Origin of the sequence: Sphingomonas beigongshangi (assembly GCF_016820445.1) — a bacterium.
In the GTDB taxonomy this organism is placed as follows: domain Bacteria; phylum Pseudomonadota; class Alphaproteobacteria; order Sphingomonadales; family Sphingomonadaceae; genus Sphingomonas; species Sphingomonas beigongshangi.
The window spans coordinates 233462-257039 of sequence record NZ_JADHDT010000008.1 but is presented as its reverse complement, the minus strand read 5'-3'; the positions used below and the strand labels follow the sequence as shown (position 1 = coordinate 257039).

16 protein-coding genes are annotated in these 23578 nt (G+C 68.2%); 8 read left to right on the top strand and 8 right to left on the bottom strand.

Annotated features, from left to right (window positions below; all coding sequences use genetic code 11):
- Positions 1 to 6: 6 nt before the first annotated feature.
- Positions 7 to 3006, bottom strand: a complete 3000-nt coding sequence (locus IQ292_RS15710) for a TonB-dependent receptor plug domain-containing protein (RefSeq protein WP_203311246.1) — start codon at positions 3004 to 3006, stop codon at positions 7 to 9.
- A gap of 111 nt (positions 3007 to 3117) precedes the next feature.
- Here IQ292_RS15710 and IQ292_RS15705 point away from each other — a divergent pair, with 111 nt between their 5' ends.
- Genes IQ292_RS15705 through IQ292_RS15695 form a run of 3 tightly spaced genes read left to right on the top strand, consistent with a single transcriptional unit; the run spans position 3118 to position 6160 of the window.
- A complete protein-coding gene (locus IQ292_RS15705) occupies positions 3118 to 4440 on the top strand; it encodes an extracellular solute-binding protein (RefSeq protein WP_203311245.1) in 1323 nt (440 codons plus the stop codon).
- A complete protein-coding gene (locus IQ292_RS15700; RefSeq protein WP_203311244.1) occupies positions 4437 to 5318 on the top strand; it encodes a carbohydrate ABC transporter permease in 882 nt (293 codons plus the stop codon). The genes IQ292_RS15705 and IQ292_RS15700 overlap by 4 nt, the downstream gene beginning before the upstream one ends.
- A 5-nt stretch (positions 5319 to 5323) precedes the next feature.
- Entirely contained in the window at positions 5324 to 6160 is an 837-nt protein-coding gene (locus IQ292_RS15695) for a carbohydrate ABC transporter permease (protein WP_238941152.1), read from the top strand.
- Here IQ292_RS15695 and IQ292_RS15690 read toward each other — a convergent pair.
- The 3 genes from IQ292_RS15690 to IQ292_RS15680 form a co-directional block, all read right to left on the bottom strand.
- A complete protein-coding gene (locus IQ292_RS15690) occupies positions 6150 to 7238 on the bottom strand; it encodes an ABC transporter ATP-binding protein (RefSeq protein WP_275298335.1) in 1089 nt (362 codons plus the stop codon). The genes IQ292_RS15695 and IQ292_RS15690 overlap by 11 nt on opposite strands.
- 49 nt (positions 7239 to 7287) lie before the next feature.
- A complete protein-coding gene (locus IQ292_RS15685) occupies positions 7288 to 9096 on the bottom strand; it encodes a glucan ABC transporter ATP-binding protein/ permease (RefSeq protein WP_203311242.1) in 1809 nt (602 codons plus the stop codon).
- Positions 9097 to 9316: 220 nt separating this feature from the next.
- A complete protein-coding gene (locus IQ292_RS15680) occupies positions 9317 to 10867 on the bottom strand; it encodes a cation:proton antiporter (RefSeq protein ID WP_203311241.1) in 1551 nt (516 codons plus the stop codon).
- A 200-nt stretch (positions 10868 to 11067) separates the two neighbouring features.
- On the opposite strand from IQ292_RS15680, the gene IQ292_RS15675 reads away from it, so the two are divergent.
- From IQ292_RS15675 to IQ292_RS15665, 3 genes are read left to right on the top strand one after another with little or no spacing between them, the layout of a single operon-like run.
- Positions 11068 to 12414: an alpha/beta hydrolase gene (locus IQ292_RS15675; protein WP_288937546.1), complete on the top strand. Its 1347-nt coding sequence runs from the start codon at positions 11068 to 11070 to the stop codon at positions 12412 to 12414.
- Entirely contained in the window at positions 12411 to 13937 is a 1527-nt protein-coding gene (locus tag IQ292_RS15670) for a GMC family oxidoreductase (RefSeq protein ID WP_203311240.1), read from the top strand. The genes IQ292_RS15675 and IQ292_RS15670 overlap by 4 nt, the downstream gene beginning before the upstream one ends.
- A gap of 11 nt (positions 13938 to 13948) precedes the next feature.
- Positions 13949 to 14752: an SDR family NAD(P)-dependent oxidoreductase gene (locus tag IQ292_RS15665; RefSeq protein WP_203311239.1), complete on the top strand. Its 804-nt coding sequence runs from the start codon at positions 13949 to 13951 to the stop codon at positions 14750 to 14752.
- A 51-nt stretch (positions 14753 to 14803) separates the two neighbouring features.
- Here the strand turns inward: IQ292_RS15665 and IQ292_RS15660 are convergent, their stop codons facing one another.
- The gene (locus tag IQ292_RS15660) at positions 14804 to 15697 is read right to left on the bottom strand and encodes an SDR family oxidoreductase (protein WP_203311238.1); all 894 of its coding nucleotides are present in this window, start codon (positions 15695 to 15697) and stop codon (positions 14804 to 14806) included.
- A gap of 46 nt (positions 15698 to 15743) precedes the next feature.
- Entirely contained in the window at positions 15744 to 17567 is a 1824-nt protein-coding gene (locus tag IQ292_RS15655) for a glycoside hydrolase family 15 protein (RefSeq protein WP_203311295.1), read from the bottom strand.
- Positions 17568 to 17779: 212 nt separating this feature from the next.
- Here IQ292_RS15655 and IQ292_RS15650 point away from each other — a divergent pair, with 212 nt between their 5' ends.
- On the top strand, positions 17780 to 18349 hold the full coding sequence (locus tag IQ292_RS15650) for a Dps family protein (protein WP_203311237.1): 570 nt from the start codon (positions 17780 to 17782) through the stop codon (positions 18347 to 18349).
- Positions 18350 to 18370: 21 nt separating this feature from the next.
- Positions 18371 to 19858, top strand: coding sequence for an FAD-dependent oxidoreductase (locus IQ292_RS15645; protein WP_203311236.1), 1488 nt, complete (start codon positions 18371 to 18373; stop codon positions 19856 to 19858).
- Here the strand turns inward: IQ292_RS15645 and IQ292_RS15640 are convergent.
- Positions 19855 to 20247, bottom strand: coding sequence for a hypothetical protein (locus IQ292_RS15640; protein WP_338057647.1), 393 nt, complete (start codon positions 20245 to 20247; stop codon positions 19855 to 19857). The genes IQ292_RS15645 and IQ292_RS15640 overlap by 4 nt on opposite strands.
- An 8-nt stretch (positions 20248 to 20255) precedes the next feature.
- Entirely contained in the window at positions 20256 to 23402 is a 3147-nt protein-coding gene (locus tag IQ292_RS15635) for a TRCF domain-containing protein (RefSeq protein ID WP_238941150.1), read from the bottom strand.
- Positions 23403 to 23578 lie beyond the last annotated feature (176 nt).

Sequence of the window (23578 nt, the reverse complement as noted above, 5' to 3'; positions counted from 1 at the left end):
GGACGGTCAGCGCCGACCGCCGAGCTTCACGCCGATGTAGAGATAGCGCCCGAGGGACGGGATCGGATAATCGTAGCTGTCGACGTCCGGCTTCTGCCCCGTCAGGTTGTTGACGCCGCCGTACAGGGCGAAATCCGGCGTCACGGCATATTGAACCTGCACGTCATGCTGCCAGAGCTCCTTGTAGCGCAGCAGGTCGGGGGCGGCGTAGTCCGGGTTGGCGTCCGTCGCCGCCTTGGGGAAGCGACGGGTGCGGTCGAACCAGCGCAGGTTGTAGCTGATCGTCAGACGGTCGAGCGACCAGGTCGGCGAGGCGACGAAATTGAACTTCGGACGACCGGGCTGGTCGACCTGATCCTCTGGCTGCGCGCCTGGCGTCGCGATCTGCTCCAGCCGGTCGAGATAGCCGCCGACGAAGCGCAGGTCGAACGTGCCGGCGCGCGACGCGCGGATGACATAGCTGAGGTTGACGTCGAGTCCCGCGGTCCGGAAGCTCGCGACGTTCTGCGGCTGGACGGAAAAGCCGTTGATATAGCCGGTGCCCTGCCGGCGACGGATCGCGGCGCAGAAGACGTTGGCGAGCGTCGGCTGATCGACGCAGAGATTGGCGATCGTGTTGGCGTCGGCGGTGTTGATCGCGTCGCGCAGGCGGATGTCGTACCAGTCCGCCGAAACCGACAGGCCGGGCAGGAAGCGCGGGCGCAGGACGGTGCCGGCCGTCCAGGTGCGGGCGGTTTCTTCCTTCAGCCCGGGATTGCCGGTGCGCGACCCATTGATCAGCACCGCGGCATCGGGATTGTTGTTGGCGGTGAAGGTCGCGGGATTGCCGCCGAGGGTGTTGATCAGCGCGACGCAATTGGTGGCACGGGTCGCCGACCCGGCGTTGCGGTTCTCCAGATAGCATGGATCGACGAAGTAGTTGGTCGTCGGGCTCGTCGGCTGGAACAGCTCGCCGATATTGGGCGCGCGGACCGACTGTCCGTACGAGCCGCGAAACGTGATGTCCCGGATCGGTGCCCATACGCCGTTGAACTGCCAGGCCTGGGTCCGTCCGACGGTGGAATAGTCCGACAGGCGACCCGCCGCGCCGACGGACAAAGTCTGCGCGAACGGCTGATCCTTCAGCAGCGGCAGGTTGAGTTCGCCGAACGCCTCCCAGACGTCGAAGGCACCGCGCGAGCGCGAGATGACATAATTGGGGTCGAAGCTGTCCCCCTCGTCATACTGGTACCATTGCTTCCCGGTCAGGAAGCCGTTGGGATCGAAGCGGCTCGTCTCGCGCCGGTATTCGCCGCCGACCGCGAACTGGATCGGGCCGCCGGGAAGCGTGAACAGCGCGCCGAAGTCGCCGGTGAGTTGCGCGCTGACGACGGTCTGGGTCAGGCGCGCCGTGCTGACGTTGTCACGGTTGGTCGCCCAGGCCAGCGCGGCAGGGTCGTAGACTCCGGAGCCGAATGTATTGAGCGGCAGGCAGCCACTGCCGGCACCGGGCGTGAAGCTGTAGGCCGGCACCTGCAGCGCCGCGGGATTGAGGTTGGACCGGCAGGTCGGGCGGCCGGTCGACGGGTCGGTGACGACGTCGAGGGCGGCGGTGAAGCGATCGTTCCAGCGGCTGTTGAGCTTGGTGATACGCACGTCCGTCTGGCCGTAGGTCAGCGACACGTCATATTGCGCATGGTCGGTGACGCGGCCGCTGGCGTCGACCACGCCCCGCCACGTGCGGCGGCGATCGCTCTCGCCAAGCCGCGGAAAGTCGGTGTTGTTGCGGTTGGAGACGATCGTCGTCTCCCCGGCAAGCAGCGCGGCGTTGCGCAGCGCCGTGGGGATATAGGGATTGTCGAGCGTGAAGACGGCCGGATAGTTTCCGGAGAAGCCGCCGAACGTCGTCGCGGTGCTCTGGACGAACTTGCCCTCCAGGCTGAGCTTGAACGCATCGGAAACGTCATAGTGCGTGAGCAGATTGACGGCGTGGCGTTCCGTCGCCGCCAGCAGGTCGCCGACATAGCCCGCGACGGGCGTCGCGCTGCCGCCGCTGACGAAGCCGCCGCCGACCTGCGTACCCGGGTCGTAGCGGGTGCCGTCGCCGTTATAGGCGTTGCCGCCGATCTCTATATAGCCGCTGGGCGTGCCATAGGGGTAGCGCAGGTCGCCGGCGAGCACCTGCTGATACGACCCGGCTGCCGGGCCGTTATACGCCAGGTTGGGGACGAGATATCGGCGGTTCTCGCGTCGCAGGAACGCGCGGTCGTCGTTCCGCAGCGGGCTGTCGGCATTGTATTCGTAGAAAAGGGTAACGTTGCCGCGGCCGCCCGCGAAATTGCGTCCTGCGCCGATGGAAGCGAAGCGATTGCCGGCGTCGCCCTGGTCCGAGATACCCATCTGCGCCCGCGCGGTGACGCCGTCGAAATCGCGTTTGAGGATGAAATTGACCACGCCGGACACGCCGTCGGCGCCATAGACGGCGGACGCGCCGCCGGTCAGCACGTCGACGCGCTCGATCAGGTCGGTGGGTATGGCGTTGACGTCCACCGCGGCACTGTCGATCTGGCTTGCGACGTGCCGGCGACCGTTGACGAGGACGAGGGTACGCGCGGTGCCGAGACCGCGCAGGTCGAGCAGGTTGAGCCCCGCCGCGCCATAGAGCTGGCCACCCGGGCGATCGGATCCGGCGGATTGCGTGCTGTCGACCGAGTTGGTCAGCGCCGGCACGCGCTGCAGAAAGGACGTGACGTTGGTATTGCCCGACTGCTGGATGTTCGCCGCGCCGAACGATACGATCGGATTGGGCGCCGCATAGTCCGGGCGCGTGATGCGCGAGCCGGTCACCACGATGTCAGCAGATCCGGACGTCTGGTCGGCGGGGGCAGCCCTGTCGTCCGAGCCGGACTGTCCGACGGGCGCCGCGACGGGTGGTTGGGCGGGCGCCTCCTGCGCGGCCGCCTGGCCGATCGACGACAGCAGAACGCCCGCGACGATCGCGGCGCGGCAGCTTGCCTTATCCTGCATCCCATGTACCCCTTTGATGCGCCACGCGTTTCTTTTCTTGAGGCGCCAGCGGGAGGGAACGTTTCGGCTGCGCAATCGCTCCACCAACATGGGTTATATATTCGTGGCAGGATGATAAAGCTCTTCCGGCGGCACATTGCGGTGCCGTCGGGCACGTCCCGTTGGGCGGACGCGAACGCCAGCATGCCGACGGCGCCGACGCGACGCACGGTCATCGCCGCACTGCCGGCCGCTCTGCTGGCGGGGTGTTCGAACCGCCGCGACCCGCGTGCCTTGTCGGTGTGGGCGATGAGTTATGAAGGCGATTACTCGCCCCTGCTCATGCCCGCGTTCACCCGCGCCACCGGCATTCCGGTGGAGGTCCAGACGCTGCCCTGGACCGCGGCGCACGAGAAGCTGCTGACGGCTTTCTCCGGTGATTCCCTGCCCGATGTGCTGATGCTGCCCAATGGCTGGGTCGGCGAATTCGCCATGATCGGGGCCATCGCACCGCTCGCCGATCCCGCGCTCGTCGACGACGTGTTCCCTTCGGTGCGCGCGGCGATGCGCTATGGCGCCCATGACTATGGCGTCCCATGGTCGGTCGCCCCGCAGATGCAATATTATCGGGCCGACCTGCTCGCCCGCGAGGGTTTCGGTGCGGTTTCGCTCGACTGGGCTTCGTGGCGGCGCATGGGACTGGCGCTCAAGCGGCGGCGGCCCGACGACTATGTCGTGCTGTCCTACCTCAACTGGCCCGATACGTTGTTCACCTTCGCCGGTCAGGCGGGCGCGCCGCTGCTGCGCGATCGCGACACGCGCGGCGACTTCGCCGGCCCCGCCTTCACCGAGGCATTGCGATTCTACAAATCCCTTTTCGACGACGGACTGGCGCCGCGCGCGCTGTCGACCGAGCTGCAGGACCCGATCGCCGCGTTCGCGCGGGGCTATTTCGCGATCTATCCGGGCGGACCGACCTTGCTGCTGGACCTGCGCAGACGGGCGGCGGAGATCCCGCCGGACCGCTGGGCTGTGACCAGAATGCCAGGTCCGCGCGGGCCGGGCGCCGTCGACGGGATCAGTGCCTGCCTCGCGGTCGCCCGCAGCAGCCCTCGGCCGACGGAGGCCTGGGCGCTCGTCCGCCACATGACGTCGGCGCGGAGCGAGCTGCAGTTTCAGGCGATGATCGGCAATTTGCCGGCGCGGCGCAGCGCCTGGTCGTCCCCCCAACTCGCCACGCCGCGACTCGCGGCGTTCGCCGCGCAGATGCGACAGCCGGCATCCCAGCCCGCGATCGTCGAAATGGAGCGGATCCGTGCCGAGGTCCAGCTGATCGCGGAGCGCGTCGTGCGCGATCAGCTGACGGTGGAGGAGGGCACGCTGCTGATGAACCGCCGCGTCGATGCATTGCTCGCGAAGCGCCGCGCGTTGGTCGAGGCAGGACGGATCGCATGACCCGGCAATCGCGCACCGCATGGCTTTTCACGGTGCCGGTTCTGGCCATCATCCTGCTCGTGTTCGTCGTTCCGACCGCGCTGGCGCTGGGGCTTTCGGTCACCGACTACAGCATCTACGCGCTTGCCGATCCGGCCAATCTGCATTTCGTCGGCCTCGGCAATTTCGCTGATTTGTTCGCGACGCCATTGTTCTGGCGGGCGATGGCGAACACGGGATTGTGCGCGCTGTTGGGTGTGCCGATGGCGATAGGCACGTCGCTGGCGGTGGCCCTTCTGCTGCATGATCGCACCGTGCGATGGAAGCCGCTGTGGCGCGTGCTGCTGTTCGCGCCCTACGTCACCAGCGTGGTCGCCACCTCGGTGGTTTGGCGTTTCGTGCTCAACACGCAATTCGGCCTGCTCAACTATGCCCTGCGCGCAATCGGCGCGCCCGGAGTCGACTGGCTCGGCGATCCGCGCGCCTCGATTCCCGCCATCCTGCTGTTCGTGACGTGGAAGGTGTTCGGCTACAACATGATCGTCTTTACCGCCGCGCTTGCGGCGGTACCCGTCGACCTGATGGAGGCTGCACGACTGGACGGCGCGGGCCGCTGGATGCGCTTCCGTCACGTCACGCTGCCGGCGATCGGACCGACGCTGCTGCTCGCCGCGGTGATGAGCGTGGCGGGCTTCCTCCAGATCTTTGCGGAGCCTTATGTGATGACGCTGGGCGGGCCGTCGCAGAGCACCACGACCGTGCTCTATTTCATGTTCGACGAAGGGTTCAAATGGTGGAACCTCGGCCAGGCGTCCGCGGTGGCGTTCATACTCTTCGTGCTGATCCTGCTGCTGACGATGATCCAGACGCGTATCGGGCGCCGCTACGAATGGCTGTGAGCCCGATGCGGCGGCTGCTGGCCAATGCGGCGGTGGCGCTGGTCACCGCGGTCACGATCCTGCCCCTCGTCTGGATGGTGCTGGTGTCGTTCATGCCGCGCGGCGCCTCGAGCGCGTATCCGCCACCGTTGTGGCCGACGCGCTGGACGTTGGAAAATTATCATGAGCTGCTCGCGCGTCGGCTGATCGACGGCGCCTGGTTCGACTATCGCGTGTTGCCGGCGCTGTGGAACAGCGTACTGGTCGCGGTGATTTCCACCATGCTCGGCCTGCTCCTCACCGTACCGGCGGGTTATGCCTTCGCCAAGCTGCGCTTCCGCGGGCGCGAACGCCTGCTGCAAGCGCTGATCGCGGCGCTGGTCGTGCCGGGGCAGGTCGCAATGCTGCCGCTGTTCCTCATCTTCAAGGAACTCGGGCTGGTCAACAGCTATGCCGGCGTCATCCTTCCCAGTCTCGCCGGTATCTTCGCCGTGCTGTTCGTGCGGCAGGCGACGCTCGCGATCCCGGACGAAATGCTGGATGCGGCGCGCCTCGACGGCGCCAGCGAGATACGAATCTTCGTCTCGATCGTGCTGCCGCTGCTCGCGCCCGTTACGGTGACGCTGGCGGTCTTCCTGTTCCTGGGAAGCTGGAACGATTTCCTCTGGCCGCTGATCGTGCTCGCCGACCAGCACCTCTACACGTTGCCCGTCGCGGTGGCGGCGATCGGCCGCGAACATGCCGCCGATGGGGAGTTGATGATGGCCGCCGCTGTCGTGACGACCCTGCCGGTGCTCGCCATCTTCCTGGCGTTGCAGCGCTATTACATCACCGGCCTGCTGGGTGGCAGCATCAAGGGGTAGGCCGGGCAAAGGCGCGTCCGTCACCGTCGAACAGCAGCACGTCGGACGAGGCCGCGCCCATCCGCAGCGGCTCGCCCAGCGTCGCCTGCCGGTCGCCCGGCAGCTGCGCGACGATCGGCTCCCCACTTCCCGTGCCGAGATGCGCGAAGGAGAGGGGGCCGAGCCGCTCGAACAACTCGATCAGCCCTGCAAAGGGGCCATCGGGCGATGGGGTCAGATGCTCGGGCCGGATCCCCAGCGTCACCGATCGTCCGATCGCCTCGCGGGGCACCTGCGCCGCCACCGCCTGTGTCGCGCCACCGGCGAGCCGCACCGTCGCCCCGGCGCCGTCGGCCGCGACGATCTCCCCCGGCAGCAGGTTGATGCCGGGCGACCCGATGGCGCGGGCAACCGCAAGCGTCGCGGGCCGGTAGTAGAGATCCATCGGCGCGCCGACCTGCTCGACATGGCCATGCGCCATCACGACGATGCGGTTGGCAAGCGTCATCGCCTCCAGCTGGTCGTGCGTGACGTAGATCATCGTGCAGCCGAGGCTCTGATGCAGCCGCGCGAACTCGTGGCGCATGCGGACGCGCAGCGCCGCGTCGAGGTTGGACAAGGGCTCATCGAGCAGCAGGACCTGCGGGTCGCGCACCACCGCGCGCGCGATCGATACACGCTGACGCTGCCCTCCCGACAAGGCACGAGGACGGCGGTCCAGCAGACCGCCGAGGTCGAGCGTCGCCGCCACCGCCGCCACGCGGCGCGCGATCTCCGCCTTCGGCCGCCCGGCGACCTTCAGCGGAAAGCCGATATTCTCCGCAACGGACAGATGGGGATAGAGCGCATAGGATTGGAAGACCATCGCCAGCCCGCGCTCGGCGGGCGGGACGTTCGTCACGTCGCGTCCGCCGATCAGGATGGTCCCGCCCGATGCTTCCTCAAGCCCCGCGATCAGGCGCAGCAGCGTCGACTTGCCGCAGCCGGAAGGCCCGACGATGACGACGAATTCACCGTCCGCGATCGAAAGGCTGGTCGGCTGCAATACCGTCGTGTCGCCGAAGCGCTTGCTTACCCCCTCGATCGCGACGCTCGCCAAGCCGGCACTCCTTGATGAGCGCCGGTTGTCCACGTCTTTGCGGGGCGGTTCAAGCGTTTGTACGGATCGCCACGCGACCGGCCCGTGCCGCGTCGGCGTCGTCATTCGCGGCGGCCTGGGTGAGCCCGCCATCGCGGGCGAGCGCCGCGAAGGCGCCGCCGGCGGCGAGCAGCGCGTCGAAGCCGCCCTGCTCGATGATCCGTCCCTGGTCGAGGACGATGATGCGATCCGCCGCCCGCACGGTCGACAGGCGATGCGCGATGACGAAGGTGGTGCGACCCTGGCGAAGCCGGTCGAGGCTTTCCTGAAGCCGTGCTTCGGTCGCGACGTCGAGCGCGCTTGTCGCCTCGTCGAGCAGCAGGATCGGCGCGTCCTTGAGCAGGGCGCGGGCGATCGCGATCCGTTGGCGCTCGCCCCCGGAAAGCCCCTGACCGCGGTCGCCGACCGGCGTGGCGAATCCCTGTGGCTTGCGTGCGATGAAATCGTAGGCGCCGGAGATGCGGGCGGCGTCCTCGATCGACTCCAACGTCGCAGCGGGGTCGCCCATTGCGATATTCTCCGCGATGGAGCGGTTGAACAGTCCCGCCTCCTGGAAGACGACCCCCGTCGCCGCGCGCAGCGAGGCGAGGGTGACATCGCGGATGTCCTGCCCATCGACGAGGATGCGGCCGGCGCCTGGATCATAGGCCCGTTGCAGCAGTCCGAGCGCCGTCGACTTGCCCGATCCGGTTGGTCCGACGATCGCGACCGTCTCTCCGGGCGACACGGTGAAGTCGAGGTCGTGCACCGCGCCCGATCCCGTCGGATAGCGGAAGGACACGTTCTCGAAGCGCACCTCGCCGGCGGTGACGCGCAGCGCGGGGGCGCCGGGCCGTTCCGCGATATGCGATTCCTGATCGAGCACGGCGAAGAACTGCCCGAGGGTCGGCAGCCGCTGCGCCACATCGACGATGAAGGTGGTCAGCATCTCCAGCCGCGCGATCATCAGCGTCGCGAATCCGACAAAGGCGACGACATCGCCGATCGTGGCGAGCCCCCGCGCCACCAGCATGGAACCGACGCCGAAGATGGCCACGATCGCTATCGACGAGGCGCCGCGGGTCAGCACCGCCGACAGCGCCCACCAGTTGAGCACCGGATATTGGGCATGCAGCAGGTCGTGCAGCGACATCTTCACCTGGCGCAGTTCGCCTGGCACCGCGAGAAAGCTCTGCAGGACGGAGACATTGCCGAGCAGGTCGCCCAGCTGCCCCGACAGGTCGGTGAAACGCGTCTCCACCTGGGCCTGACCACGGGCGGTATGCTGCATGACGATCAGGTTGACGAGCGCGTAGACGACGAGCAGCGCGACGAGCACCAGCGCGAGGCGCCAGTTGGTCAGCAACGCGATCGGCAGAACCGCGAGCAGCACCACCGCGTTGGTGACCTGATCGCGCAGCAGGGGCAACCAAACGAAGAACAGGCTCTCGCACCCTGCGATCATGATCCGCATGAGTCGACCCGACCGGGCCTGATGGTGGAAGGACGGCGGCAGCGCGAGAAGATGCTCGACGAAGCCGGCCATGGACGCCAGTCGCCGCCGATGGGCGAGGCGGTCTGACCCGAGCGAGATGACCATCGCCGACACGAAAGCGGTAACGCTGATCGCGCACCACAGGGCGACATAGTCGAGCGGGTTGGCACCCTTCGCCAAGCCGTTGATGGCGCGCCCGAACAGGACGGGCTCCAGGACCTGGAGGAGGGCGATGAGGGCGCCCGCCGCAACCAGCGCCGTCACCTTGCCCCGCTCGGGGTGCAGAAGCGCGAGCGCGCGGCGGAAAACGATGCGCGGTCGCGCGGTGGCTCGGGTGAAAGGCATGGTTCTGCTCGGGAAATTGCAGCCGGACGACGGCGTGCGCGGCGTTGAGCCGGGATGGCGGCAGGATTGTGAACGCAAAGCCAAAAACGCATCGTATTGCGCCGAGGCGTGGCAAATCAGCGTCTTTTCGAACAAGGAAGCGGAACAAACAGGTCCGTCATGCGTGCTGCGCGGCCGGACGGTGGTTGGCGACGGTTGGAACAGCGCCGGCCCGGAGCGTTCAGCCGGCTATGGTCGTATGCTCGTCGAGGAACAGGCGTATCTGTCGTTCCTCCAGGTCGAGTTCCTGCGTCAGGGTCTGGAGGGTATCGCCGTCGATCTCGTCACGGCGTTCCTGCAGTTGCTTGCGTGCATGCTCGATGGCCGCGAGTTTGGCCTCTGCGCGCGCGACCGTCCGCGCGCTGGGACCGGTCCGATCGACCGCCTGTGCGCGCTGGCGCTCGTTGTGGAAAGCGTCGACGGGATCGGTCGTCGCCGTGCCGAGGCCGACGCCGGCGATCGCGGCCGCCACCATCTCACGTGCGGCGATGGTTGCCGGGTCGACCGCCGCGATGTCGGGATCGCGGACGTCGCACCACGCGATGAGCAGCTTCAGCGTGGTCCCCTGGATCACCAGGGTCGAGAAGATCGCGCAGAAAGCAAGGAAGACGATGATATCGCGGCCCGGAAAGGAAACCGGCAGCGCCAGGGCCACGGCGAGGCTGACGACACCGCGCATACCCGCCCAGGAGATGATCGTCGGATAGCTGAGCGGTGGCGTAAAGCTGCCGCCGCGGATCGCCGCGACCAATGCGGAGGCGGGATAGAAGGTGACGAACACCCAGACGAAGCGCGACGCGATCAGCACGGCGGAGACGGCAGCGCCAAGCAGCAGCAAGTCGCACGCCGCATATTCGCTCAACCGCGCGAGGATACCCCGCAATTGGAGACCGACGAGCAGGAAGACGAGACTGGCAAGGACAAATTCGACCAATTCCCATGAGCTCGTCGACTCCAGCCTGGTCTGTGCCGCAAGTCTGATCTGTGCGCGACCGATCATCCCGCCGCACGCGACGGCGGCCAGCACGCCGGACCCGTCGATCCATTCAGCGGCAAAATAGCTGGCGAAGGCGGCGAGGAACGACGTGACGATCTCCAGGAAACGGTCCTTGAGGTGGAGCATCAACCAATTGGCGCCCGCGCCGGCGATCAGGCCCGTACCGACGCCCACCACGGCGGGCAGCGCGACCGAGCTTGCCAGGCCGTGAAAGCGGAACGCGCCAGCCAGCGTAGCGGCCACGGCGATCCGGTAGAGGATCAGCGCCGACGCATCGTTGATCAGGCTTTCGCCCTCCAGGACCGCGATGATGCGCTTGGGCAGGCGGAAGCGCTTCAGCACCGACGTGGCCGCGACCGCGTCCGGCGGCGCGACGATCGCCCCGAGCGTGATTGCCGCGGGCCAGGACATATCGGGGATGAGCTGTCGTGCCGCCACCGCCACGCACGCGGTCGTGAACAGCACGGCGCCGAATGCCAGCAGAACGATATAGACGATGTTCGAGCGGAAGGCGCCCCAGTCGGTCCGCAGGGCGCTCGCCTGCAGCAGCGGCGGCAGGAACAGGGCCAGCGCGACCTCCGGCTCCATCACGATCGTGGGCAGCCCTGGCATGAACGCCAGTGCCATGCCGCCCAGCACCAGCATGACTGCGGCGGGTACGCGCAGCCAATTTGCCGCCAGCGTCAGGGCGAGCGAGGCGGCGATCAGCGACAGGGTGATCTCGAGCGTCTGCATGGTCTCCGCCGGCGGTAGCAGGTTCCACTGTAACGCATGTGATGCTCGGTTCGTCGCAGACGCCGGGGGCTGTCAGCGGCCGGGATGCGCTTCGTTTTTGGCAGATTAGCCGTCCGCCACCGGATTTTCCGGTGATCTGCGGAACCGAAAGCGGCGGTTCGGCTTCATCATGGGTTAGTAATCCACATGAAAGTCCCAGCGTGGCAAGTTTGTATTTCCTCCACGCGCTGGGGGGTAGCGCGCGCGAATGGGATCGCGTGGTCGCGGCATTGAGCGACGATTTTGACTGCATTCCCCTCGACTTGCCGGGGTTCGGCGGAAGCGCCGACGCGGCATCCGACGTTACTGGTCTGGTCGACTGGTTTGCAGCGGAGGTCGGGCGTCGGCAACCCCAGAGCTGGGCGGTGATCGGGCATAGCATGGGCGGCAAGATCGCGACGCTCGCCGCCGCCCGCGCCCGCGGGGGTGATCCGTCCTTCGCCGGGCTGGCGGCGGTCGTGCTGCTCGCCGCCTCGCCGCCCGCGCCGGAGCCGATGGCGGAGGATCGTCGCGCCAAGATGATCGGCTGGTGCGCGGGAGGCGGGATCGGCACCGCCGATGCGGAAGCGTTCATCGACGCCAATACCGCCGCGTCGCTGTCTGGCCCGGATCGAGCGCAAGCGATCGCCGACGTCGAGCGATCCGGCTGCGCCGCCTGGACGGCCTGGCTCGAGCGGGGCAGCCGCGAAGACTGGCGGTCGGAGGCGGGCATTATCGCGTTGCCCGCGCTCATCGTCGCCGGGGGAGAGGATGGCGATCTGGGCGTCGAGGCGCAGCGGCGGCTCAACCTGCCGCATTATCGCGATGCGCGCGTCGAAGTGGTGGACGGCGCGGCGCATCTGCTGCCCTACGAGCGACATGCGGAAGTGGCCGCGCTGATCCGCGATCACGTTGCGCCAGCCTTTGCCCGCGCGCTGCCGGCCTCGTTTGCTGCGCTGCTCGCATCGGATCGCGTCAGCCGGCGAGCGCGTGCGGCGATGATGGATCGCCATGCCGCGCCGGACGCGGCCGGAACGCTGTCCACCGCGCAACGGGCGACGCTGGTCGCGCTCATCGAAACCCTGCTGCCGGGAGCGGTCGACGCGCCCGACCTCGCACGGCGCATCGATGCTTCGCTGGCGGAGGGGCGGGGCGACGGATGGCGCCTCGCCGACCTGCCCGCGGATGCGCTGGCGTGGCAATGGGGGCTGGACACGCTCGAAGCCCAAACCCTCGGTTTCGCGAGCGCAAGCGCGGCACGGCGCGAGGAGGCGCTGCGTGCCATCGGCGAGGACTCCGGTGAGGATGGCGGCGGCGAGGCGCTAATCGAGCGTCGGCACATGCGGCTGTGGTTCGCCGAAGCGCGAGCCGAGGTTGCGCGTCAGTGGGTGGCGCTGCCGGCGACGATGGCGCGTATCGGCTATGACGGCTTCGCGGTGGGCGGCGACGACATGCCGTTGCCGGGCTATCGACTGACCGCGGCGAACACGCGCGAACCGTGGCAGTCGCCGCTGGGCGCGCCGGCATGAGCGGCCCGAAGGATCCGGCGGATGTGGTCATCGTCGGTAGTGGCGCCGGCGGCGCCCCGCTCGCCGCGCGTCTGGCGCAGGCCGGACTATCGGTCGTCGTCCTCGAGGCGGGACGTGCCTTTTCGCCCCTCGACCACGTCCCCGACGAACTCGCGGCCGACATCTACTGGATGGAAGAGCGGCTGAGCGGCGGCGCGGACCCCACCGCCTTCGGCGCGAACAATTCGGGCATGGGGGTGGGCGGCTCGACCTTGCACTGGGGCGCGTTCTGCCCACGCCCGGACAAGCGCGACTTGATGCTCCGCAGCGAGACCGGGCAGGGAGAGGACTGGCCGATCTCCCACGACGAATTGATCAGCTACGTCGATGCGGTCGAGCGTTTCGTCGGCGTATCGGGGCCGGCGCGCTATCCCTGGGATGCCGACCGGCGGTACGAGCTGCCGGCCGTCGCCCGCAACGCCCCCGCCGAAGCGATGGCACGCGGATGCGAACGGCTTGGCATCACCGCGACCGACGCTCCCGCCGCTCTGGTATCCCGCGACCGGGTCCAGCCGCATTGGGGCAGGCGTCATGCCTGCATCAACTGCGGCACCTGTCATCAGGGTTGCCGCACGGCGGCCAAGGCCAGCACCGACACGACGTGGCTGCCGCTCGCCGTCGCGCATGGCGCCGAGGTTCGCGCGGAGAGCCGCGTGATCGACATCGAGCGCGACCACGCCGGTCGGGTAACCGGCGTCGTCTATGATCGCGGCGGCGAGCGGCTGCGGCAGGGCTGCGGCGCGCTGTTCCTGTGTGCGGGCGGCATCGAGACGCCGCGACTGCTGCTGAACCTCGGCCTCGCCAATTCGAGCGGCCAGGTCGGCCGCAACTTCATGGCGCATGTCGCGACGCAGGTCTGGGGTCGCTTCGACGCGGAAATGCGGATGAACCGCGGCTATCCTTCGTCGCTGATCACCGAGGACATGGTGCGCGCCGAGAACGCCGGCCATGCCGGCGGGTATCTCATCCAGAGCCTCGGCGTGATGCCGGTGACGCTCGCCGCCAACCTGGCGCGCGGAGCTGGCCTGTGGGGGGCGCCGCTGGTGGCGATGATCAACGATTACAACCGTCTCGGCGGGATCGGCATCAATGGCGAATGCCTGCCATCGGAGGACAATCGGCTGACGCTGGCCGAGGAGACCGACGCCTTCGGCCTGCGCAAGGCGCGCATCAATTTCAGCTATGGCCCCAACGAGCAGGCTATCGATTTGCATGCACGACGGACGATGACCGCGATCTGGGAGGCAGCGGGCGCGCGCGATATCCTCGCCGTCGCCCGTTCCGCGCACACGATCGGGACCTGCCGGATGGGGCGCGACGGCGATCGCGCGGTGGTCGATGCCGACGGGCGAAGCTTCGACATCGAAAATCTGTTCGTGTGCGACAACTCGATCTTTCCGAGCGCGCTTGCCGCCAATCCGGCGTTGACGATCATGGCGCTGTCGTTGCGCACCGCCGACCGTTTCCTCGCGTCGCGGGGGTGAAGGAGAAGATGATGGATCTGGGTATCAACGGCCGCATCGCGCTGATCAGCGGTGCCGATTCCGGAATGGGCAAGGAGACGGCGCGCCTGCTGCTCGAGGCCGGTGTTCGCGTCGCGATCACGGACAAGCCCGATGGCACGCTCGACCGGGCGATCGAGGAACTGTCACCGCTGGGTGAGATCGTCGCGGTGACCGGCGACGTGACCAAGATCGACGAGGTCGAGAAGGTCTGGCGCGAGGTTCGCGAGCGGCTGGGCGAGCCCGACATCTACGTCAATGCAGCGGGCGTGACGGGCGCGACCGGGGATTTCCTCGACGTCGACGACAAGGGCTGGCTGGAGACGCTGAACATAAACCTGATGGGCGCGGTGCGGATGTGCCGCGAGGCGATCCCCGCGATGCGGCGCAAGGGCTGGGGACGGATCGTCCTCTTCGCCTCCGAGGATGCGGTGCAGCCCTATGTCGACGAACTGGCCTATTGTGCGTCCAAGGCCGGGATCCTCAGTCTCGCGAAGGGGCTGTCCAAGGCCTATGGCTGCGACAACGTGCTGGTCAACACGGTGTCGCCGGCGTTCATCGCGACGCCGATGACGGACGCGATGATGCGCAAGCGGGCGGAGGAAAAGGGCTCAACGTTCGAGGAGGCGATCGCGAGCTTCCTGGAGGAGGAGCGGCCGGGCATGGTGCTGAAGCGGCGCGGCAAGCCCGAGGAGGTTGCCGCGGCGGTCGCCTTCCTGTGCTCTGAGCGGGCCAGCTTCATCAACGGCGCAGGCATCCGCGTCGATTCCGGGTCCGTGTTCACGATTGCCGGCTGAGGCGGGACGGCTATCCCGGCATCGAACGGATGCCGGGATAGTGTGCGTGGATCAGGCGACGCCGGCTCCGCCGGTCACCCCATAGACTTCGCCGCTGATGAAGCTCGCTTCCTGGCTGGCGAGCAGGACGTAGACGGGGGCGATCTCGACCGGCTGGCCCGGACGCCCGTATTGGCTTTCCGATCCGAACTGCATCACCGCCTCCGGCGGCTGGCCACCCGAAGATTGAAGCGGCGTCCAAAACGGGCCCGGTGCGACGACATTGGCGCGAATGCCCTTTTCGAGCAGCTGCTTCGCGAGCGCCTTTGTATAGGCGACGATGCCGGCCTTTGTGGTCGCATAGTCGAGCAGGATCGCCGACGGTTCATAGGCCTGGATCGACGCGGTGGTGATGACCGCCGCGCCCGCGGGCAGATGGGGCACCGCCGCCTGTGCGATCCAGTGCATCGCATAGAGGTTGGTCTTGAGCGTCCGGTCGAAGTCCTCCGAAGAGACCTTGGAGATATCTTCGCGGTTCTGCTGCCGACCGGCATTGATGACCAGGATGTCTAAACCGCCGAGCTTCGCCACGGCCTGCGCGACCAGCTCCCGGCACCAGGACTCGTCGGTGATGTCACCCGGCAGGTCGACCGCCGTCCGACCTTCCGCTTCGATCAGCGCGATGACCTCCGCCGCATCGTCGCGCTCGGCGGGCAGATAGGAAATCGCGACATCCGCGCCTTCGCGCGCGAAAGCGATGGCGGCGGCGCGGCCGATGCCGCTGTCGCCGCCGGTCACCAGTGCCTTGCGGCCGGCGAGCCTGCCCGAACCCTTGTAGCTGGTCTCGCCGTGATCCGGCACCGGGTCCATCTTCGCGGCCGAACCGGGCACCGGCTGTGGCTGGCGCGGGAAGGGCGGGCGCGGATATTGCGCGCGCGGATCCTGCATGGTCATGCGATCGGTCATCGTCGTCTCCTTTGGGGGGGGCAGGTATCGGCCGTCGGGCGACCGATCAGTCGCAGGCAGCGATATCGTCGAGGACGGACAGCGCCATCAGATGGGCGAGATGGCTCAATCCCTGCGGCAGATTGCCGAGGAACGCGCCGGTGTCGGGATCGACCATCTCGGCGAGGATGCCATGGCCGTGCGATAGCGCAGCGGTCAGGCGATCGAGCGCGGCGCGCGCCTGCGGGCGTTGCCCGAGCAAGGCGCGCGCCTCGACCATCCAGAAGGAGCAGGCGAGGAAGCAGCCTTCCTCCCGCTGCATGCCGCTGTAGCGATAGTGGAAGGGACCGGCGCCAAGCTCGCGGTCGATCGCGTCGAGCGTCAAGCGAAGCCGATCGGCGCCGTCGAAGCCGAAGCGCACGGCCAGTGCGAGCGACGCGTCGATGGCGTCCGCGCCCGGATACATGACGAAGGCCTGCCGTGCGTCCGACCAGCATTCGGCCTCGATCCACGCCTTGATCCGGTCGCGTTCTCGCTGCCAGCGCTCGCGGCACGTGGTCGGCAACTGGCCCTGGTCGGCGAGCTCGACCGCGCGCGCGAGCGCCTGCCAGCAACTGACCTTCGACATCGTGTAATGGCGTTCCTCCTGAAGTTCCCACATGCCCGCATCCGGAAGGCGCCAGCGGTCGGCGCACTGGTCGGCGAGGTGGGACAGGAACTCGGCGCTCGCACTATCGAGGATGTTGGAATTGGCGACGAAGCAGGACGCGGTTTCGAAGATGTCGCCGTAGACGCCATGCTGCGCCTGATCGGTCGCGAGATTGCCCGTGACGACGGGCTGGCTGCCCCGATAGCCCGGCATCGCCCATTCCGAGACGGGGGGCACGACACCGCCGCCGAGCGTGTAGCAGACGCGTGTACCTGTCTCGCGCAATTGGCCCAGCAGCCAGGTGAAGGCGGCTTTGGCTTCGGCCTGTGCGCCGGCGGTCAGGAACGCCTTGATCGTGTAGCCGGCGTCGCGCACCCAGGCGTAGCGATAATCGAAGTTCTTGCGGCCGCCGACGCCTTCCGGCACCGAGGTGGTCGCCGCCGCCGCAATCGCACCAGACGGCGAATAGAGCAGGAGCTTCAACGCCAGCGCGCTGCGCAGGAACGCAGCCCGGTCCGTCCCCCGGTAGGTGACGCGTGCCGCCCAATCCCGCCATTCCGCATCGGACGTGTCGATCCGCGCATCGATTTCGCCGATCGGGGGAACGACGAGCGGTTCGTCACGGCCCGCGATGATCGCCACCGTCCGCCGATCGCCGGCCGAGACCGTCACCTCGCCGGTGATGCCCTCGTCCGACCAGCGGCAGGTGATGCGGGGATCATGCACGAACAAGCCCAGGACGCGCTCGACATGGAACACCGTGTGCTGGCCGATCGTCGAGTGATACGGGTTGACCGTATCGCCCCGTCGCCCTGGCCGCATGGCCAGCAGGAAGCGCACGGTGCCTTCCAGTCCCTCGACCCGGCGCGCGAGTTCGGCCCAGGGCAGACGCCCGGCGGTGCCGCTGTTGAGCGATTCGGTCAGCCGCGCGCGGCCGGTGGCGGTGATGAAGACGGTCTCCAGGACGTTGCTGTCGTCGCGGTAGCGGCGTTCGACGGTGAAGGCTTCGTCGGGCTCCAGGCTGAACCGACCGCCCTGCTCGGCATCGAGCAGCCGGTCGAAGAGCGGTGGCGAATCCATGTTGGGTACGCACCACCAGTCGATCGAGCCGTCGCTGCCGGACAGGACGACCGAGCGACCGTCGCCGAGCGCGCCATAGCGCGCCAGCGGTAGATAGCCCTCGATGCGCCCGCTCGACGCATCGGCCGCCTCGGGACGCAAGCGGTCGACCAGGGTCTTCAGCGCGCCCAATCGCGCCGTCCGGTCCGGTGTCTCTCGTCCTGCGCCATGTGCAATCGTCCAAGCTACTGAACGATCTATAATGTTTATAACGCAGGTTGGTTCTCGCGCAGACGATCCTGTGTCCGCGGCCGCACCCGGGATGCGGCGTGATGGAACCGCGATCCCGCACGCGCGCTTCGTCCGACACATGCATCAATAACCGGAGTTATACGGTGGCCGCCACGGACGAAGCCCAGCCGCAATACAAGATCGCGTATCGCGAGATTCAGCCGTTCGGTTCGCTCAAGGAGCTGCCGCTCGGCCTGTCGGACAACGCGCGGAAGCAAAGCGTCTCGATCCTGAACCAGGTGCTCGCGGACACGATGATGCTGCGCGACCTGTACAAGAAGCATCACTGGCAGATGTCGGGCGCAACCTTCTACCAGCTGCATCTGCTGCTCGACACGCATTACGAGAAGCAGGTGGAACTGGTCGACATGGTGGCGGAGCGCATCCAGGCTCTGGGCGGTATCAGCATCGCGACTCCCCATGACGTCGCGGAGATGACCCGCATTCCGCGCCCACCCAAGGGACGCGAGGACGTGCCGACGATGCTGGCCCGCCTGCTGGAGGCGCATCGCATCGTCCTCGAGCAGGCGCATGAGGGCGCAAAGGCCGCCGATGAATCGGGCGATGACGGTACCAATGACCTGCTGGTCAGCGACATCATCCGTTCGAACGAGCCGCAGGTCTGGTTCATCGGCGAACATCTCGCCGCCACCGCGCTGCAGCGCGCCGATTGATCTACCGGAAAGGACGAGGCCGTGACTGAGCGCAATCTGGCGGACGGCATCGCCTCGTCCGATCTCGGTGACGATGCGGTGATCGCCGGCAAGGTCGGCGACGAGGATATCGTGCTGCTGCGGAGCGGCGGCAGGCTCTGCGCCATGTCGGGAACGTGCCCCCACGCCGGCGCCCCGCTTGCAGAGGGGCTGGTCGTCGACGGCACGCTGCGCTGTCCCTGGCATCACGCGCGTTTCGACTGCGCGACGGGCGAGGCGGTGGGCGCGCCGGCATTCGGCGCGCTCGACCGGTTCGCCGTGAGCGAAGAGCATGGGGTCATCCGCGTCGGGGCGAAGCTGCCCGTGCAGCAGCCGGTCGCGGCGGCGAATCAACCGGGACGGATCGTCATCGTCGGCGGCGGCCCCGCCGGTCACGCCTGTGCGGAGATGCTCGCCCGCCATGGCGCGGGCAGCGCGGTGACTCTGCTATCCGACGATGCCGATGCGCCCTACGATCGCACGGCCTGCTCGAAGCAATATCTGGCGGGCAAGGTCGGGCGAGACGAGATCGCGCTGCCCGTTCCGCAAGGCGTGCTCGTCCGGTTGGCCACGCACGTGGAGGGGATCGACGCAGCTGCTCGCTTCGTCCAGGTCGCGGGCGGGGAATCGATCGCGTACGATCACCTCGTGCTGGCCACCGGCGCCGAGCCGCTCGTGCCGCCGTTCGATGGTGCGGATCGGGACGATGTGCACGTCGTGCGCACGCTCGCCGATGCCGACGCCCTGGTCGCCTGGGCGACGGAGGGAAAGCGGGCGCTGGTCATCGGGTCGAGCTACATCGGGCTGGAGGTCGCTGCGTCGCTGATCGGCCGAAAGCTCGAAGTGACGGTCGTCGCCGACGCGGACGTGCCATTGGAGAAGACCGCCGGGCCGGAGGTCGGATCGATGATCCGGCGGTTGCACGAGAGCAAGGGCGTCACGTTCAAGACGGGGCGGACCGTCAAGGCATGGGACGGCCATGCCGTAACGCTCGACGACGGCAGCCGTGTCGAAGCCGATCTGATCGTTGCCGGCACCGGTGTGCGGCCGCGCATCGCGTTGGCGCGCGCGGCGGGCTTGGCGCTGGCCGAAGAGGACAATGGCGGGGGAATCACGGTCGATTCGACGCTGCGCACGTCCGATCCGGCGATCTTCGCGATCGGCGACGTTGCCAATGTGCCCGATCCGCGGCTCGGCCACGCCATACGAGTCGAGCACTGGGTCGTTGCGCAGCATATGGGGCAGTGGCTGGCCCGCCATCTGCTCGGGCTTGTCGATGGCGAATATGACGACGTGCCGTTCTTCTGGTCCGGTCATTACGACGTCAGCCTGCGCTATGTCGGTCACGTCGCGTCGCCGGAGGAGCGACATATCGACGGCGACATCGCCGCCAAGGATTTTGCGGTCTCCTTCGAAGAGGAGGGAAAGCGGCAGGCCCTGATGACCTGCGGACGCGATCGGGAGGCGCTGATCTTCGAGGCGGAAGCCTAAAGGGGGCCGTCGTCAGCCGCGGCGGCGACGCGGGCGGCGCCCTGGTACCAGGCTGCGTAGCCGGTGTTGCGGATCATCCGGCGACTGAGGTCCGGCGCGCCGTCCGTCCACCAGACCGGCCCGCGCTCTCCCAGACCCGTTTTCGCGCGCGCCACCGCCTCGCGTGCACGGCGAAGCGCGTCCTCGTTCCCGGTCCGCAGCGCCGCTCCCACAGCCCGCCGCGCTTGCATCAGGTCCTCGACGAGCGCCTGCCGTTCTCCCGGCGCGAGCGCGGGATCGCTCTTTCGCCAGAGCCGGCCGCGCACGACAAGGTAGCGGCCGTCCGGGGTCGAGAGCGGCGGGGTCACGGTGTCTGGCGCAGGCGGAGCGGGCAGGCGGTCAGACGTCACCACCTCCGTCACTGCGCTGCCATCAGGTCGCCCAGGCGGCTGAGCCGCGCGTCGGGATCCTCCAGGCTTTCGGCGAGCAGGGCGCGGCCGTTCTTCTCTTGCAGGCCGAGTCGCTCCGCCAGCGCCGCGGCATCGCCGCGTGCCGTCAGCGCGATGGCCGCCGGTCCCGCGTCGACCCGGGCGATGTCGGCCTCGCGCGCCTGCAGCCGCAGCCGGGCGATCACGAGCAGCCGCTCCGCATCGGGCGGGATCGCGCCAAACCGGTCCTCCAGCTCCGCCTCGAACGCGTCGAGATCGGCCTGTGAGGCGATCCGCGCCAGTCGCGCGTAGAGGGTGAGCCGGCTGTCCTCGTCCGGTATCCAGTCGGCCGGCAGGTGACCCTGCGCGCCCAGGTGCAGCGCGGGCGTCCATCGCTCCACGCGCTCGCCGCGCGCCGTTCGCAGCGCGCCCTGCAGCAGCTGCTGGTAGAGTTCGACGCCGATGAGCCGCATGTGTCCGGCCTGGGTGTCGCCCATCAGGTCTCCGGCACCGCGCAGATCGAGGTCCCGCGCGCTGATCTCGAACCCCGCGCCCAGACGGTCGAATGCCTCCAGCGTCCGCAGACGCTTCAGCGTGCGCGGCGCGATCGCATCGTCGGCATCAGTGAACAACAGCACCTGACCGCGGCGGCTGCCACGTCCGACGCGGCCGCGCAGCTGGTGCAATTGCGCCAGACCGAAACGGTCCGCGTGCAGGATCGCCATGGTGTTCGCACGGGGCACGTCCAGCCCGGCCTCGATGATGTTGGTCGCGAGCAGCACGTCCCCGTCGCCACGTCCAAACCGCACCATCGCGTCGTCGATCTCGGCGGCAGGCATCTTGCCGTGCGCCGCCACCACCTCGAGCTCGGGGACGAGGCGCGCGAGGCGATGGGCGAGCGGCGCCATCTCGGCGATACGCGGCACGACGACGAAGCTTTGGCCGCCGCGTCCCTTTTCGCGCAGCAGCGCGGCGCGCAACGTCGTCTCGTCGAAACGGCTGACGGCGGTACGGATCGGCTGCCGCCGCGCGGGCGGGGTCGCGATGATCGACAATTGTCGCAGTCCGACCATCGCCGCCTGCAAGGTTCGCGGGATCGGCGTCGCCGTCATGGTGAGGACATGGCCGGCGGAAAGGTCCTGCAATCGCTTCTTGTCCGCGGTGCCGAAGCGCTGTTCCTCGTCCACGACGACCAGAGCCAGATCCTTGTAGACGATCCCCTTGCCGGCCACCGCGCCGGTGCCGACGACGATGCGGACGGAGCCGTCCGCGAGCCCCGCCTTCACCGCCTTCTTCTCGGCGGCGCTCGACAAACGGGACAGGCTGGCGACGGTGATGCCGGTGCCCTCGAACCGGGCGCTGAAGCTTTCCCAATGCTGCTTGGCGAGAACCGTCGTCGGGGCGGCGACGGCAACCTGACGTCCCGACAGCGCCGCCACGGCGACGGCGCGAAGCGCGACCTCGGTCTTGCCGAAGCCGACATCGCCGACGACCAGCCGGTCCATCGGCCGACCGCTCGCGAGATCGGATCGTACCGCCTCGATCGCAGCGAGCTGGTCGGGCGTTTCGGAGAAGGGAAAGCCACCCGCGAACCGCTCATAGTCGGCGGGGGACGGATCCAGCACGGGCGCCGTCTGGTCCGCGCGCTTCGCCGCGAGGGCGGTGAGCTGACGCGCAGTCTCCGCGATCGCCTCGTCGATCTCGCGCCGTCGCTTGTACCAGCTCGAGCCGTCGAGCTTGTCCAGCCTGACCGCGTCCTCCTCCGCACCATAGCGCCACAGTCGATCGGCTTCCGCGATGGGCACGAGGCGCGTCGCGTCGTCGGCATAGCGCAGGGCGATCGCGTCGCCGCCTTCCGCCGCGTCGCCTGGCATCGGCTGGATGCCCATGACCACGGCGAGGCCATGATCCTCGTGGATGACGACATCGCCCGTGCGCAGCTCCACGCCGGCATCGAACCCCGGTACGGGGCGGGCCGCGGGCGCGCCGGCCAGTTCGGCCCGGCTGCCGATGAGATCGGGGGCGGCAACCGCCAATATGTCGTCACGGCGAAAGCCGCGATCCGCACATGCCTCCAGCGACAACAGCGTGCCGGGGGGCGCCGCCGCGATCTCGGCCCAATCACGGGCGGCGCGCATCTCGCATTTTACCGCATTGGCAAGTCGACGGCCGAGGAAACGCAGGTCGCGCTCGCTTCCGATGAGGACGGCGCGATCGCCGGAAGCCAGCGCATCGCGCACCAGTTTCGCGCAGGCACGAAGTGGTGCATTCTGCTCGACGAAACGGGGCGGCGGATCGCCGATGCGCTGTACGGCGACGACGGTGCGGTCCGCGAGCGCCTTTCGCCAGGTGTCGTCGCGCACGATGTCCTTGCTGGCTCTCCGGGAGCCCCGCTTCTCGCTGTCGGCGACCAGCTTCAGTAGCCTGATCCTGCGTTCGTCGGCCGCGGCGGTGATCGCCACCTGTGCGCCGGGCAACTGGTCGAGCAGGGTTGCCGGAGCCTTGCCCGGCGACGGTTCCGTCACCCGGCCCAGTTCGCGCCGTTCGATTTCGTCCGTGCTCCGCTGGTCGACCGGATCGTAGCGGCGGATCGCGGCGATTTTCCCGTCGGCCACCTCGACCCGCAACGGCTGGCTGGCGTCGGCCGGGAAGACGTCGAGAACCTGCCCGCGAAGCCCGATCTCCCCCGGCTCGTCGACCCGCTCGTCTGCGATATAGCCGATGTCCAGCAGCGTTTGATGCAGTGCCGCAAGATCAATCTCGTCGCCGAGCGCGATTGCGGGCGGAGCCGCAGCAAAAGCGTCCGGCGAAGGATAGACACGCGCCGCCGCCTCGCCCGTGCTGATCAGCGCGATCGTCGGGCGGTCTTCCCGTTCGAGAAGGCGGCGCAATCTGTGCAGGCTGGCAACCCGCTGGCCGACATTCGCGGGAGAAGCCGGGGCAGCGTCGCCGGGCAAGGCGTCGCTGCCGGGACAGACGAGGATGGTGCTGCCGGGGCACAATGCCGTCAGCGCTTCGGCGACGGCGCCAGCCGCGATCTCGTCGCGGACGATGGCGATCAGGTCTCCGTCCAGCAGCAGCGGGGCCAGCGCTGCGGCATGTTCCAGGCTGCCGAGCGGAGTCTGGGAAGCGGACATTTCGGGCGATGGGGGCATATTGGTCCTTCTGAGGACCTTGGCGAACGAGCCGCCAGCCTCGGCGTTCCTGCGGGATCGTGTCTGGTCGGGTGCCGGCGTGGCGCGGTCAGCCACGCCGGAGAATGCCGGCGGCCGCACTGGGCCGCTTCAGCGACGCGGCGGGAAGGGCCGATGAC

What these genes read in the sequence shown, in the direction of transcription:
- IQ292_RS15680 (WP_203311241.1), bottom strand. Translation starts at nt 10,867, where the DNA reads ATGCAGACGCTCGAGATCACCCTGTCGCTGATCGCCGCCTCGCTCGCC.
- IQ292_RS15695 (WP_238941152.1), top strand. Translation starts at nt 5,324, where the DNA reads ATGCGGCGGCTGCTGGCCAATGCGGCGGTGGCGCTGGTCACCGCGGTC.
- IQ292_RS15710 (WP_203311246.1), bottom strand. Translation starts at nt 3,006, where the DNA reads ATGCAGGATAAGGCAAGCTGCCGCGCCGCGATCGTCGCGGGCGTTCTG.
- IQ292_RS15670 (WP_203311240.1), top strand. Translation starts at nt 12,411, where the DNA reads ATGAGCGGCCCGAAGGATCCGGCGGATGTGGTCATCGTCGGTAGTGGC.
- IQ292_RS15685 (WP_203311242.1), bottom strand. Translation starts at nt 9,096, where the DNA reads ATGCCTTTCACCCGAGCCACCGCGCGACCGCGCATCGTTTTCCGCCGC.
- IQ292_RS15660 (WP_203311238.1), bottom strand. Translation starts at nt 15,697, where the DNA reads ATGACCGATCGCATGACCATGCAGGATCCGCGCGCGCAATATCCGCGC.
- IQ292_RS15665 (WP_203311239.1), top strand. Translation starts at nt 13,949, where the DNA reads ATGGATCTGGGTATCAACGGCCGCATCGCGCTGATCAGCGGTGCCGAT.
- IQ292_RS15700 (WP_203311244.1), top strand. Translation starts at nt 4,437, where the DNA reads ATGACCCGGCAATCGCGCACCGCATGGCTTTTCACGGTGCCGGTTCTG.
- IQ292_RS15705 (WP_203311245.1), top strand. Translation starts at nt 3,118, where the DNA reads ATGATAAAGCTCTTCCGGCGGCACATTGCGGTGCCGTCGGGCACGTCC.
- IQ292_RS15635 (WP_238941150.1), bottom strand. Translation starts at nt 23,402, where the DNA reads ATGTCCGCTTCCCAGACTCCGCTCGGCAGCCTGGAACATGCCGCAGCG.